The sequence below is a fragment of the Shimia isoporae genome (assembly GCF_004346865.1).
Lineage (GTDB): Bacteria > Pseudomonadota > Alphaproteobacteria > Rhodobacterales > Rhodobacteraceae > Shimia > Shimia isoporae.
Genome location: NZ_SMGR01000001.1, coordinates 311,153 through 324,265, shown reverse-complemented (window position 1 = coordinate 324,265; position 13,113 = coordinate 311,153). Strand labels below are relative to the sequence as shown.

Genomic DNA, 13,113 nt, shown 5'->3' with positions numbered 1-13,113 from the left:
TCAAAATACATAACTCTTGAAGATCGATATGTATCATCTCAAGTTGATAGCACACCGCATCTTTTTCTTTGGGCGCACGCAATGAAAAACGCGGAGACCGATCCGCAAATTTGTGCATGTGCACTGCTACGTTGTCGGCATCCAACAGAACAACCCTATAGGCTGGCGCTTCAAAGTTGCCGAGACTGTCCATCGTCAGAGTTATTGGCGAATTCTTGTTGGTTGTGGGAGCATGCAACCGCCGTTGCCGAACGACATTGTGTTGCCGTGTGTAATCGCGCTCCGAGCAGCTTCTAACTTCAACTTCCGGCCCTTTGCGGACATTGATGCCCACCTAAACATGCTGTACTGCGGCCCACCAAACCAGTCATTCGTTCTTTGCGCAGCATTTCCAGAACTCGACTGGCGGCAGCGCGGGACGAAGCTGCCGTCAAATTTCTGTTTCTGAGTGACTGCTTTGCGCACTTCGCTGGTGCCGCTATCACCACTCTCGTTGGCAGTAGAAGTTCTGCCGCAGTCGCACACCGACTACAACGAGGCTTACGAAGCAGACATTCAACTAATACCATTTGTGCCATCGGCGAAGCACAAAAAGCACATAAGAGCTTATGCGCCAACCTGGCCAGCAGAGATGAAGAGCGGAATAGGTCGTCCAACACTGTCTGTGACGGCGTGCAGCTTTGTGTAAATGCCACCTTTGGTCCTAGCGATCAGCCTGCCACGCCCCCCCTTTTACAACCGCAGGCTGGAGGCTGTGAGATGAGCTTTGAGGTATGTTGCGTCGATCATGATCGTCTTGTGATCTGTGCCTTCAGTAGGCAATCCTTCCATGATCCGAGCGAAGGCCCCATGTCTCTCCACCGTTTCCACCGGTTGTACAGCGTCTTTGGCGGCACAAATTTTCAAGGCGCATCAGACCACCGCAACCCATTGCAGTTTATAAAGATAATCCCGCTCAGAACACGCCGGTCATCAACCTCGGATTGCCATGGCTCTTCGAAAATTAAGGTTGAAGACGCTCCATTTGTTTGTCAGTCAGCCAGAATAGATTGCTCATTACCCCCCCCTGAAATTCAGGAGCTTGAATCACGTAGGCGAGATCGCGGCAACCAATTTAGTGGGCCCTAACCCTAACTTTGGAATCGAATGTTCGAAACAAGAGCAGATGCTGCTTGTGCGCCTGAAATCATAACTGCTTCCACGCCTGGACCATGCGTCGATGATCCGGCCAAAACCAGCCCTCGAATAGGCAACTTGTTAGGCAGCGCTTTACCTTCGATAGTATTGCCGTAGATAGCCCCCTTCTCTGTCATTGCATATCGGTGGTAAGTGATGGGCGATGAGGCGCACTGAAAAACAACTCGTTTTCTCAGATCGGGAACCAAGTCTTCTGCAATTTTCAGAATTCGTTCTACCTGCATCGCCTTAGCGGTTTTGTATTTCTCAGAGCGCCTATATGCTATTAGCGATTTTTGGGTCGGCAATTCCGGGAACCAACGCGACGCTTCTTCGAAAGAGATGAGGGACGTGCACTCCAGTGTTGCGTACCCGGGCGGCGCGCAAGATGCGTCCATGACTGAGGGTGAAACCAGATGTAGACTGCCCTTCTCGCTTTCGTGCGTTACAATGGGTGGAAGTTGCAAATTGCCACGAAGGCCTAAATAAAGGCCAAACGCGGAGCAGCTTGGCTGAATCCTCCCGCTCTCTTCAAGCCTCTTCCAGTTTTGCATAGGGTCGTCAATCAGGCTCGAAAACAATGACAAAATGTCTGAGTTTGCTATGACGGAGCGGGTTTTGATAGTTTCGACCGCTCCGCTTCGTGTTCTGATTTCGATGGAAGAGCAGCTATTGTCCCTTATATTGATCTTTGTGACAGAGGTATTCACTTCAACCCGGCCTCCGGCTGTCCTCAAAGCATCTAGGAGAGTTTCAGATAATTTTCCGGATCCACCCACAGGATATGCGCCGCCATGCATGTAGTATCCAAATAGCGGGATCATACGTCCAACGCTTTGATTTTCAGGTTGATCGCTAGTGTAGGACGCCAGTTCATTGATCCACTTTGTGACCGTTGCCGACAATCCGAAGTGGTTCAGAAATGCAGGCCACGGGCGACGCATCCATCGAGCCGCAAGCGGAAAGCTGGACGCGAACCTCGCAATCTCTTGGGCGTTTTCAGGTCTTCCCGGAATGCCGTTTTGATTGCCGGTCTCATACATTGCCGCATGAATGGCCTTCACCGCAGCGCAAAAAGCCTCAATTTCATCAGTTTCATCTGCAAACAAATTGGAAAGCATGGCGACGTATTCCGGCCAGCTACGCGGCATATTGATGGTTTTTCCCAATATCGTGCAGCGACGATATGTTGGGACCCACCTGATGTTCCCGTCGACTCCAATGTCTTTCAGTATCGCATCAACTGGTCCGCCTTCGAACGTGCCGGATACGTCGTGAATACCGGAGTCAAAGCGGAACAAGAGTCGCTCTCCGGTCTCTTTGTCACGTGCGCGCCGACTCCAGTTATGCGCAAAACCTCCAACCACTGAATGCTGTTCAAAAACGCGCACCGACAATCCTTTCTTCGCGCAAAGCACCGCCGCTGTGAGGCCTCCGATACCCGCGCCAATAACTGCGACATCGCAAGTTTCTGATTGGTTTTGCCCAGCGAATTCAGGAGATTGCCATTGAAACGATGGATCACCCGCGGCCATCCGCAAGATTTGCCGCATCAGGCTGCTCTGTGCCGCTCGAGAATAGATCATCTGACTCTCAAGGCCTCCAATTGCGTATCTTGACCGTTACGCTCATCAACAAAGTCTACAATTTTGCCACGGGCATTTACGCGTTGTTGCTCAGCCCCACCAACCGAGACACGTAGTACACCTCGGCTGATGCCTTCCCCGATTTGTGGTAGCGCGCACAGCGCGACCTCTATGTCCTTCTTGCGTTCAGGCGTGAGCCGATTTAGCCCCAAGTCAACTACAACGTGCAGACGCTCCTGTCCGGCAGCAGCACTGGCGAGTTGGAATTGCAGATGCAGGATCCCCTGAACCCGGCTCTCGATGGCTTTTTGAAGGGTTTGGGGATTAAGCAGGTTGCCGACCAAACTGAAACACCGGTCCACTCGCTCCCCCAACCTGATCCGCGTGGTCGCAGCGCCAAGTTTATCTGAAGTGGAGGAAACAAAGTCGCCAACACGATACCGAATAAGCGGAACCAAAGGGCAGCTTAGATCCGTCATCAAAAGCGCACCGTCCGCGTCGCGCTCGATAAAGGCCCACCTTGACAAAACAAGGTACTCATCCTCTTCCAAGCCAACTGGATTAATTCCGACGAGCCCAACCTCTGTTGTCCCATACAGCCCGGAAATCTTACAATTCGGCCATGTTTCTCCAAGAAATCTTCGTCTGGCGGAAGACATCCGCTCGCCAATAAAGACGACTTTCTCAATATCCAAATGAACGCCGTAATCCAGACATGCCTGAGCCAGTTCCGCGATTCCGGCGGGCGTTGCAACGACACAGTTTGTACGAACCAGCTGCAGCGCCTGAAGAGCGTACGCCCGATTTTCTTGCTGATCAAACCTCCCCAAGGGTACGATTGAAACACCCAGAGGGGCCAACACGCGGTTCATGCCTTCGTACAATGACCCAAATCCGCCCGCGGCAAGCAGGTTGGCCACAACGTCTGTTCGATGAAACAAGTGCTTCCCGATGAATCGTCGGACATCCAGCATATGGGCGTCCTGATTTTCATTCTGCCAAGTTCCCCAAAAGGAAATGGATGGAGCGGCACTTGAACCAGATGTGGCAACAACGTAGCTGGCAGGCCGCGCAGTTTTGGAGCGCCGAAGCCTCTCAACGCTCTGTGACAAATCCGATTTTGTCGTCACCGGAAAGGTGTCGACAAATGCCTGATAGGTCGAAACCTGCGACGTCGCCTCCAAGAGCCCAAGTCGCTGGTAATGCTGCGCCATGGCATTGAACGGGATGACGGGAAACTTAGAGAGCTGCATGGTCATTGGGCTTTTCCGAGATCGGGGCGAGAGCAGTAGGGCAGATTAGCTTCTGGTGTATCGCCCCAAGTTTTTCTGTTTGGTCCTCCAAGGCGAGCGCTTCGTGAAAGAGATCTCCGATCAAGTCTTGGTGGGCCAACACGTCTCGCCAAATTTGTCCAATTTCACCGCCCCCAAAGAAGCCCTGAACAGGCACGTCAAACAAACTCTCAGTCCGAGGGAAAATGGACCCGTTTGGAATGGAAATTACATTCGCCAAGCACGTGTCTAGTTTCTTGAGCTCCTGCTCAATAGAAGGCGTCAAACCTTTAAAGTGCCCTTCCTTCGTTGCCACGACATATCGCTGCACAATAGGTGTGGTAAACACAGCGTCTGACAAAGGCAGATCTCGCTTAAAATACGCTTCAAACACTTGCTCCAACAGGTCGTGTTGGTAACTATGCCGAAGAAAGCTAGGAAGCTGCGTTCCGTGGAGTCGAGCTCCAACCTCCACCAAAACAGGCCCGTTTGAAGTGAAAATAGCCTCAAGGTGCAAAGGCCCTTCTCGCACAGCCAAAACTTCCGCACATGACTTAGCATAGGCTGCGAGCTTTTGGGACGTCGGCGTTTCTATTGGGCAAGGAATTTTGAAAGCTTTGACAAAGGGAAATTCACATGCAGCCAATTCCCCGCACCGGATATACCGTGAAATGGCGGACACTGCGAACAAACCATCTTTTGCCACCAGATCTACGCAGAATTCAGGCCCCTCCAAATAGCTTTGGAGGACGAAAGAGTCATTATCGTGCCACGTTGGCGAAAATGCCCCCCAATCAATAGCTGCCCAAGCCGTTAACAGCTCTTTCGGCGTCGTGCAGAGTACGACTCCTTCCGATCCAGCGGATGCTGCGGGTTTAAGGATAATTGGGTACCCGCCAAGGGCCGCCGCAATCGCCACGACATCATCGCCTTTAAAGACACGCCGTGTGGTCGCTGATTGCAGGCCAGCCGCGCGCAGCACCTCTTGCATCACCGCCTTGTCTGTCCGGTACAAAGTGGTGTCTGGGTCGTTTCCGGGCAGCCCAAAATGCTGGGCAAGCCGCTCAGCCGTTGCAACACCGTTTTCACTGCCGGCAATAACGGCATCGTAACTGACATCTTCTGCGCTAGAAGCGTCGTCCTCAGATCTGTAAATGCGCTCATAAAGCGAGCCGTCAAAATCGCTCTGACGTGCTTCCGAAACAGCTCCCATCTTGGCGACTTTGTCCAGTTCGATCACTGCGTCACATGTAACGCCCCGAGAGATTAGGTAACGAGCAAGCAGGCTGCCATTGGAAACCGGGTTCACCAACAAACATCTCATGTTGCAAGAACCTCCGGCGCACTTATTTCTGGATCCAGTTCGAGGTCTAAACGACGTCCCAGCCGATCCAAAGTGGCTTGATCCAAAAAAATGCCAAAGGTTTCTGTCAGCACCTTTTTTAGGTCCACGCAGTTGCTGATCTTCGTGCGCTTTGCGGTGGTTAAGGTCCGCTCGTGAAGCACTTTTTCATGCAACAGGAACCCACCTCCTTCTATGAGTCGTGCGCACACAAAGTTTGAGGTGTAGATGGATTTTTCGGACGTCCCATTAAAATAATGAGGAGCCATAAAGTCGATGTAGGGAAAACTCTGCGTGGCAAAGCTATAAATGACGTTCCAGGTCCCTGATGGTTCTTGGCGGTCAATTTCCCATACACCTGCTTCGATTTGGCGCGCACGAAAAACAACATGCCCTTGCGGCGATACTGCTCCAGAGATCAGAGGAATTGGAAAGCGTGGTCCATTTAACCCGTAGCCTACGTCACATAGGTAAGGAATATCGCCTTCCTGGACAACCAAGACCATATGTGTTGCAGCGCCAGTTGACCAACTACCCATGACTCTGGCCAGACACCGTCGGACTGAAAACCCGAGATACTCTGCAACTGAGGCAAACAGACCATTCATCTGAGTGCAACCTCCACCTCGTTGATCAAAAATGAGTCGCTTGCACACGACATCCAGATCAAAAACAGGCGAAAGCCCGCAAAACGCATCGATCATTTCAAACGGAATTTGGCTGACGTGGCCAAAATGCATGCGCGTCAAAAGATCAGGCTTGCGCGGATCAACCTGAATCTTGTGCAAATACGGTTCCGTCCACGACGCGGCCGTGGATGGCGATTCGTGAAGACTTTGCGGAGCAAAAACAGATGACATTTGTGGCCTCAACCTTACTAGATGTTTTCGCCGTTTCCGACACGAAGTATTGTACCTGTGGTGCTAATCTGCCGGGTGGCTAACGCCACAATCATGTGGGCAACCTCATCTGGTTGCGTAATTCGCCTTCCCGGGATTGCGCGCATAATTGCTTTGGCATTTACTCCGGCGAAACTGTCAAACATATCCGTCTCGACGAAACCTGGCGCGACAGCGTTTACGCGCACCCCAAACCGTGCAGTCTCTTGCGCAATTCCTAGTGTCAATCGGTCTATGGCAGCCTTAGCACAACCGTAGGCTGCATTTCCTTCCTTGACCTTCGTCGCGGCAACGGAGCTCGTATTTACGATGTCGCCCTGCCGGGCTGCCGTCATTGCAGGCACAAATGCAGAACAGTAGTTGAGCACCCCACCAAAGTTGACCTGCATAATGCGGCCGATCTTTTCAGCATTTGAATTCAGAAATAAGTCATCTCCCGTGACACCAGCGTTATTGACCAAAATTTTTGGAGTCGCCGATTTCAGCACTGTTTCGGCGAATTCCAGTACTGCGTCAGAATCCGAACCATCGACTATTTGGGTCGATATCGCTCCGTCGCTCTCCACTTCTAACGATTGAGCGGTTTCAGTGCCGCTTCGGTAGGTCGCAATAACGGCATACCCCTTTTGGGCTAGCATGATCGAAGTACGCCGACCAATTCCCCGTGTACCCCCTGTGACAATGGCTATCTCCGTCATTTGTTCGCTAGTCCTCAATAATTAACGCGCCACGGCAAACCGGCTTTTGACCTTGTGTAAGGGCAAAACGGATTTCGTGACTGCGACAGCTGCTTTTCAATACGATTGGCTCTTCAACTGGTCGCACCGGGTGTAAGAAACTGGCGTAAACAAGGTGAACGTCGCGCTGTGTTGAGCTTCTGAAACAACGCAAGATCATCTCGACCGTCATCGATCCTGGCACCACCGGGAAATCGGGAAAATGCTCTCGGAAAATTGGATGGCTCGCATCCAACACCATTTTGGTTTCGCGATCCGTCGCTTCTTCGGCACGAAGTATAAAAACTTCCCTATGCATCAACTTGAGCCTCTAAGCGCGCAACAAGAAACTCTGGAAGCACTCGCGAGAACACCATCGCTGACAAGATCAATAGATATTTTGCAATCACAAACAGTGGCCAATACGGCTGATACGGGATCGCCAGAAGGCTCAGGATAAACGTCAGCGTGAAGCAAATTCCCCAGACCGTGCTAATCTGCACATTGACCTGCTTGAAGATGGCACTCCCCCAAAACTCTTTCGGAGTTTCTTTCTTGGCATATTGAATCGTGAACGGGCGCCCAAGTGCCAAAGACGCCCAACACATGCACATGAGCGCTGCAGGCATAAACAGCGGCCAATAGGCAAGTAGACCCGCCTCGCTCATGACCAGGCCAACAACGGCTGTCAAAGAAATGCTTGTGACCACCGTCCAGTCAACTACGTAGCCATCCTTAAGCCGCAACGCGGAAAGGCAAAGGCTGATGCCCAAGGCAATCAATGCAGCAAAAGAGTAATTGCGATCCGTCCAATCCAAAAAAACGGGGAACATCAACCACGGGAGCATTGAGTTTACAATTCCCGGCATGTCACATCTCCCCAACCGGCACTGAAGCAACTCGAACCACGGCTAAGGGTCGCCATGCAACCCCACCTTCGACCCCGCCAATGACCACCACGGCTAAACCATCCACCCGGTAAACACGAGATTTCAATTTGATGGGCCCAACCAAATTGCTGAGCCGCAGGCGAGTCAACGACACAGGCAAGATGCGCCCCGCACCATCCGGTAAAACGTGCCGCGCCGATCGAACGGCAAATTGATGCATGAGTTCGATGAACAACACTTCGTTCGAATAGAATTCGCCAAGAGCCCGAATTGCGTCGCGCGTTACCTCGGCCTGCCCGCGCCCGTTTTTTAAAGGAGCTACGTGACCGCATAGTGCCAGAAATTCAGGCCGCACGTCTTCTGGCGGCAAAATGACTAGGGATGAATTCGCAAAGGACATAACTAAACCGATTTTGAAACATCAGCCCCTTCGCCAGACCTCAACGGCTTCAGCGAAGTGGAATAGATTGTGATAGCGCGGCCCAAAAACAGCCCCACGCACCCCGCCATTGATCCCGTTTTGGCCAACTGGAAACTCAAGGTGGCGGACAATTCAGGGGAAACGGCGGTCGTGTAGCCAAACCAATAGCTGCATCCAAAAAAGAACAGAGAAATAATCAACGGAATCTTGGACCCTGGGATTTCTATGATTCCCTCCGCGTCATTAAATCGTGCACCAGACTTGCGTCCGATCATGCTGCCAAAAAGGCCACCCAAGCCGACGGCACAGACCCAGCCCCCCAGACTCATCCAACTTTGCTGTTCATCGGAAAATGCCGAGTAGGCGGACCACACCAAAAAAAGCAAAGGCAATACCAGCAATCTACGCGGCTCGGAACGCGAAGAAAAACAGTACATTACGCCGTAGTAGAGGACCAGGAAAAAGGCCAAATAAACCCAGCTAGGCGTGTTTCTAAGCGCCTCAAGCATCGTAAGCATCCTCGACCGAGGCGCGGATGTACCCAGTGCTCGTTACGGGTGTAGATGAAACTTGCCAATCCACGACCAAGTCGCTCATGTCCGGCAATGGGTTGGGACGATAAACCAGAGAACTCCATCCGCTTGTGTCTCTATTCACAATGTGGAGATTTGAAGCCTTGTTGGTTTCGAGAATTCTCAGAACGATCTCGTCCTTAGGCCGCGCAGTCGCCGCAATGAGGATCACGTCAAACACCGCGTAGTCAAAATCAACACCGTTGGCCAAATGGAACTCCGCTCCGACGTCTTGTAAGTGCAGCTGGGAGAAAAACTCTTTGGCCTGCGAAACGGCCTCCTGCTCTACATCAATGCCGGCAATTTGCGCGCCTGTGACCCGCTGGAATTGAACAAGGCTCAATGGCATTGGCCCCATGCCAACTTGAAGCACTCGGCAATCAGGGCCTAAATTCAACTGGCTCAGTTCTGCGCGCGCAACATTTCGATAAATACCACGGAAAAACCCGGTCATCTCTTTCAACTGCTTCCGTTCGATAGCCGAAAATTCTTCTGGCTTCGTTGCGAAGTCCCTCATCAGACCTTCAAACATCCATTCCAGATCAATCATCAAAGCCTGTGCTTGATCTCGATATTTCCGAGCATCGGCGTCTTCGAAGTGCACCGGTTGGTTTACGCGGTCAGCCCGCACGATTTGCCGAAATACCGCCCGATAATTTTCGAAGAGCTGCGATGCTTTTGCTCTCTCAATGGGAATTCCCATTAGCGCCTGGAGAGCCGGAATTTGATCAAGGATTGCAGTCATTCTGGGCGCCCCCCACGCGATCCATATGTGTTTCCCGATATGACTCTCGTATGTCTCGTAAGATCGGGATTTTCCCTCTCGCATTTTGAAATCGCGCGTGCTCACCTGTGACTTCAACAGCGCAAATTCTACGGCTAACCGCAACTTTGATGGCTGGAATTTCAGAGACAGCTTCTCTGCATCGCGTCTCGTCGACTGCGGCAATACTGGAACAAGCCACTTTGATTATGTCGCGGCCATCCGTATCGGTTGACAGAGTGATCTGAAGGTCGTCCACGGCTTGATCTTGAGACTTCATAACCTCTAGAATTTCGGCGATGTTTACGCGTTTTCCCCCCAGGCTGAAATTGCGATCACATCTTCCATCCAAGACCAGTCGCGGGCCGACCTCATGTGTGACCAGCCTAGCCCTATCCCCAATTCTATACCGAATGATCGGAAGCATTGGGCATTTTAGATCAGTCACAAGCAGCGATCCGTCAGCGTCAATTTCGAAGAAGAACCACTTCGAAAGCACAATGTGCTCCCGCTCTGGAAGTTCAGGCGTATTTACTCCGATAAAACCCAGTTCCGACGCGCCATAAACACTCAGAATTCTAAGTCCGGGCCATATTGAACCGAGAAAACGCCGTTTGGATACAGGAAGGGCCTCGCCCATAAACACCGCTTTTCGGATCGGCAGGTTGACCCCTTCGGACAGACAAAGATGAGCCAACTGGATGAGCACGGTGGGTGAGCCAACGATGGTATTGCACTCAAAAGTGGAAAGCAGGCTGAGGAGCGTCTTGGGATCGTCCATTGTTTCCATCTTCCCAACCGGCAGAATTGTCGCGCCGATAGCCTCCAGCACCCGGCACATGCCCTCGTAGTTCTGTCCAAAGCAACCCGGCGTAAGAAGATTGGCAGCCACGTCGGTGGCGGAAAAGATGTGTTCCTCAAGCAGCATCCGCGCTTGATAAGGGTAGCTGTCTTCTGTTGCGCCATGCAGAATTTTGCTGCCCATGATTACCGGAGCTTCCGTCGATCCTGATGTCGCAACCACATAGCAGCCAGTCAGATGCCCGGCGGAAATAAGCGCTTGGCTCATTGCGCGCAGATCATCTTTAGACGTCGGCTGATACTGTGAAACAAATGTCTCATAGCAATCGACCGAAGGGAGGTCGAATGGATAGTTCGCCTCGCCATAATACCTGATCATGTCGTTAAACTTTTTGACGTCAAAGCCTGAATGTTTCATCCAACACCTACTTTACGAGCAGCGGCTGAGCACAGCAGACGCTGCAAGCCCCCCCATTCCGAATGAATTCTTAATGCAATGGTCGATACGAGCATTTCGCGTCTCTGGAACCACATTGACGTCGCACGTGGCATCAAGGTCGGCGAGATTACGTGTCCCGGGAATGATATCTGCCTGAAACGACAACAAGGTGTTTAGTGTCTCCATGGCGCCGGCTGCAGCTATCAAATGACCGTGCAGCGACTTGTTTGCTGTGACGGGCACTTCGCGCGACAGGACACGGTTAATTGCCGCAGCCTCGTGTTTGTCATTCAGCTGCGTAGAAGTCCCATGTGCATTCACGAGACCAATGTCCTCAGCTGACAATTTTGCATCGCAAAGAGCGCGGGTCATGGCCGAAACCATTTCTCGGGACGTGGGGTGGGGCTTGACGACGTGGTTGGCATTAAGCGACGAGCCGTACCCCTTGATCTCCATCAAAGGATCTGCCTGTCGGTCATTTGCCGCAGACTCACTTTCTATCAAAAAGAGAATGGCCCCCTCTGCCGGCACATAGCCGGAACGTCGACTGTCAAAGGGGCGCGACAATTGTTCCGGCGCCAGCCGATCATCTGTGGCAATTACGTCGACCGCTTCAAGGCCGATATAGTGCTCCGGAGTGATTTTCGCCGATACGCCGCCAACAATTGCCCGATCAATGCGACCGCTGCGAATACTGTGAAAGGCCATGCCAAGTGTTTGCAGCGACGCGGAACAAAGTCCGGTATGCACAACCCCTGGACCACGAAACGGAAGATCCTTATAGACTCGACGCAGAACATTGGCTGGGTCAAAAGTGATGAAGTCGTTCAAGCGGAAGTGCGCTTCAATAGCTTCTTCAAAATTCACGTAGTCATTGCTGTTAGGATCGCTCCGAAGCGACGTCACAAAATCAATTGTCTGGCCGATGTCCAAGACCGGTTCATCAACACCCAAAAACACTCCGAGCCGGGACAAATCCCAGTGGTGACCTATGTCCGGGAAGTCGCTAATCAGCCGTTTTATTGCCCTGTCAAGGTAGAATAGATCCCCGCATTTTCGCGAGTCCGAAGGCCAACGAATGGCCTTGTTTCCTTCTTCAGGAACACCCGCAAATTTGCTACGAAACGAACCTGTGTCGTACTTTTCGATCGCTCGTATTCCTGAGGTCCCCTCTCGCAACGCCGCGGTAATCTCGTCGCCAGTTGACCCAAGCGGTGTTGAAGCGCCAAACGCGGTTACGAAAACTCGGTTTCTCATGCCGCCACCTGCTTTTGACCTGCCAAACAGTTCATTTTCCGCATAGCGACCAATCCGCAGCCTGCTCCTGCGCCGGTTCCATGGAAAATGACGGTTCGTCCGGTTTCGATTGAAGAGTCATGCAAGGCCGCGACCACATCCCCCAACACGCTAGCTCCTGCAGAATATCCAATCCAACGCTTGTAGCTTCGGGTTTCGGCATCCGGCATTGCGTGCGCAAGTGCCGCAAGTTCAGCCTCGCGCAATTGATCCGCGCCATTGTCATACATCACCACGATAGGGGGGGGGGCAGTAACACCGCTCACCTCTTTTAGTGACTGGTGAAGATAGGACCAATCCTCGACCCCGGTAAACATATCCGTGCTGAACCTTGTGAGCGCAAAATTCACTTCCGCGATCGGCGCATGTCCTGTGGTGGCCAAGGTTTCGGCGGTTTCCAACACAAGGCTGGCTGTACCATTTACCGGGTAGACTCCGCCTTTGCCTTGCTCGGCGTCCGCCAACAGCCCCATTTTTCGAAACGCACCGTAGTTTTCCGCACTCAACATGTCCCCCGAAGCACAAAGAAGTGCCGCGCTCGCATCGCTGGATTGCAACCGAAACAGCGCTTCCTCTATCAGCAACAACCCTCCCAAAGACATTCGCCTTAAGGGGTACCCCCCCCCAGTTAGCCCGAATATTTTAGACAGATGATAGAGGGTGTTTGTAGGCAGCTTTCGGAAAAGACGCAGCGGATGCGTTGTTTCGGCGACTTCGCCAAGTCTTCCAAACAATGTGGCTGCGTCGATATCCGGCGCTCTGGTTTTTCGGAATGCATCGAGAATTAGATGAAAATCGCGTACTGTTTCTGTGTTCGTGAACACAGTAAAAAATTTCCGTATCTCGTCCGAAAACGGCGCGTCCCCTTCGGCCATTTCCATAGCTTTGCAGGCGGCCATGAGGCTCCTGATTGTTATGTCCGTGAGTATGGCTCTGTCTTC

General features: G+C 52.1%; 13 protein-coding genes and 1 pseudogene. All 14 read right to left on the bottom strand.

Translation table 11 applies throughout. From position 1 onward, the window contains the following. Window positions 1–615 precede the first annotated feature (615 nt). Window positions 616–1,057, bottom strand: a pseudogene (locus BXY66_RS01645) (IS5 family transposase); the annotation flags it as partial. A 73-nt stretch (window positions 1,058–1,130) separates the two neighbouring features. After that, complete coding sequence (locus BXY66_RS01640; RefSeq protein WP_165929082.1) at window positions 1,131–2,711, bottom strand: phytoene desaturase family protein; 1,581 nt, start codon at window positions 2,709–2,711, stop codon at window positions 1,131–1,133. A 47-nt stretch (window positions 2,712–2,758) separates the two neighbouring features. Beyond that, on the bottom strand, window positions 2,759–4,021 hold the full coding sequence (locus BXY66_RS01635) for a phenylacetate--CoA ligase family protein (protein WP_132858440.1): 1,263 nt from the start codon (window positions 4,019–4,021) through the stop codon (window positions 2,759–2,761). Further along, the gene (locus tag BXY66_RS01630) at window positions 4,002–5,357 is read right to left on the bottom strand and encodes an ATP-grasp domain-containing protein (RefSeq protein WP_132858439.1); all 1,356 of its coding nucleotides are present in this window, start codon (window positions 5,355–5,357) and stop codon (window positions 4,002–4,004) included. The genes BXY66_RS01635 and BXY66_RS01630 overlap by 20 nt, the downstream gene beginning before the upstream one ends. Beyond that, on the bottom strand, window positions 5,354–6,235 hold the full coding sequence (locus BXY66_RS01625) for an arylamine N-acetyltransferase family protein (RefSeq protein ID WP_132858438.1): 882 nt from the start codon (window positions 6,233–6,235) through the stop codon (window positions 5,354–5,356). Before BXY66_RS01625 ends, BXY66_RS01630 begins: the two co-directional genes overlap by 4 nt. Window positions 6,236–6,252: 17 nt before the next feature. After that, complete coding sequence (locus BXY66_RS01620; protein ID WP_132858437.1) at window positions 6,253–6,972, bottom strand: SDR family NAD(P)-dependent oxidoreductase; 720 nt, start codon at window positions 6,970–6,972, stop codon at window positions 6,253–6,255. A 7-nt stretch (window positions 6,973–6,979) separates the two neighbouring features. Continuing rightward, window positions 6,980–7,309 carry an ApeI family dehydratase gene (locus BXY66_RS20770; protein WP_481882007.1) on the bottom strand — a complete coding sequence of 110 codons (330 nt, stop codon included), beginning with the start codon at window positions 7,307–7,309 and terminating at the stop codon, window positions 6,980–6,982. Further along, window positions 7,302–7,859: a hypothetical protein gene (locus BXY66_RS01615; protein WP_132858436.1), complete on the bottom strand. Its 558-nt coding sequence runs from the start codon at window positions 7,857–7,859 to the stop codon at window positions 7,302–7,304. The genes BXY66_RS20770 and BXY66_RS01615 overlap by 8 nt, the downstream gene beginning before the upstream one ends. Before the next feature lies 1 nt (window position 7,860). Then, on the bottom strand, window positions 7,861–8,280 hold the full coding sequence (locus BXY66_RS01610) for a hypothetical protein (protein WP_132858435.1): 420 nt from the start codon (window positions 8,278–8,280) through the stop codon (window positions 7,861–7,863). A gap of 2 nt (window positions 8,281–8,282) precedes the next feature. Continuing rightward, the gene (locus BXY66_RS20735; RefSeq protein ID WP_425057051.1) at window positions 8,283–8,810 is read right to left on the bottom strand and encodes a DUF6622 family protein; all 528 of its coding nucleotides are present in this window, start codon (window positions 8,808–8,810) and stop codon (window positions 8,283–8,285) included. Continuing rightward, window positions 8,803–9,618 (bottom strand): nicotianamine synthase family protein, encoded by an 816-nt coding sequence (locus BXY66_RS01605; RefSeq protein ID WP_165929081.1) that lies wholly within the window; start codon window positions 9,616–9,618, stop codon window positions 8,803–8,805. The genes BXY66_RS20735 and BXY66_RS01605 overlap by 8 nt, the downstream gene beginning before the upstream one ends. Next, entirely contained in the window at window positions 9,602–10,816 is a 1,215-nt protein-coding gene (locus tag BXY66_RS01600; protein ID WP_165929080.1) for an AMP-binding protein, read from the bottom strand. Before BXY66_RS01600 ends, BXY66_RS01605 begins: the two co-directional genes overlap by 17 nt. A 51-nt stretch (window positions 10,817–10,867) precedes the next feature. Then, a complete protein-coding gene (locus BXY66_RS01595; protein WP_132858432.1) occupies window positions 10,868–12,133 on the bottom strand; it encodes a beta-ketoacyl-[acyl-carrier-protein] synthase family protein in 1,266 nt (421 codons plus the stop codon). Further along, window positions 12,130–13,071, bottom strand: coding sequence for a hypothetical protein (locus BXY66_RS01590; protein ID WP_165929079.1), 942 nt, complete (start codon window positions 13,069–13,071; stop codon window positions 12,130–12,132). Before BXY66_RS01590 ends, BXY66_RS01595 begins: the two co-directional genes overlap by 4 nt. Window positions 13,072–13,113: the final 42 nt, after the last annotated feature.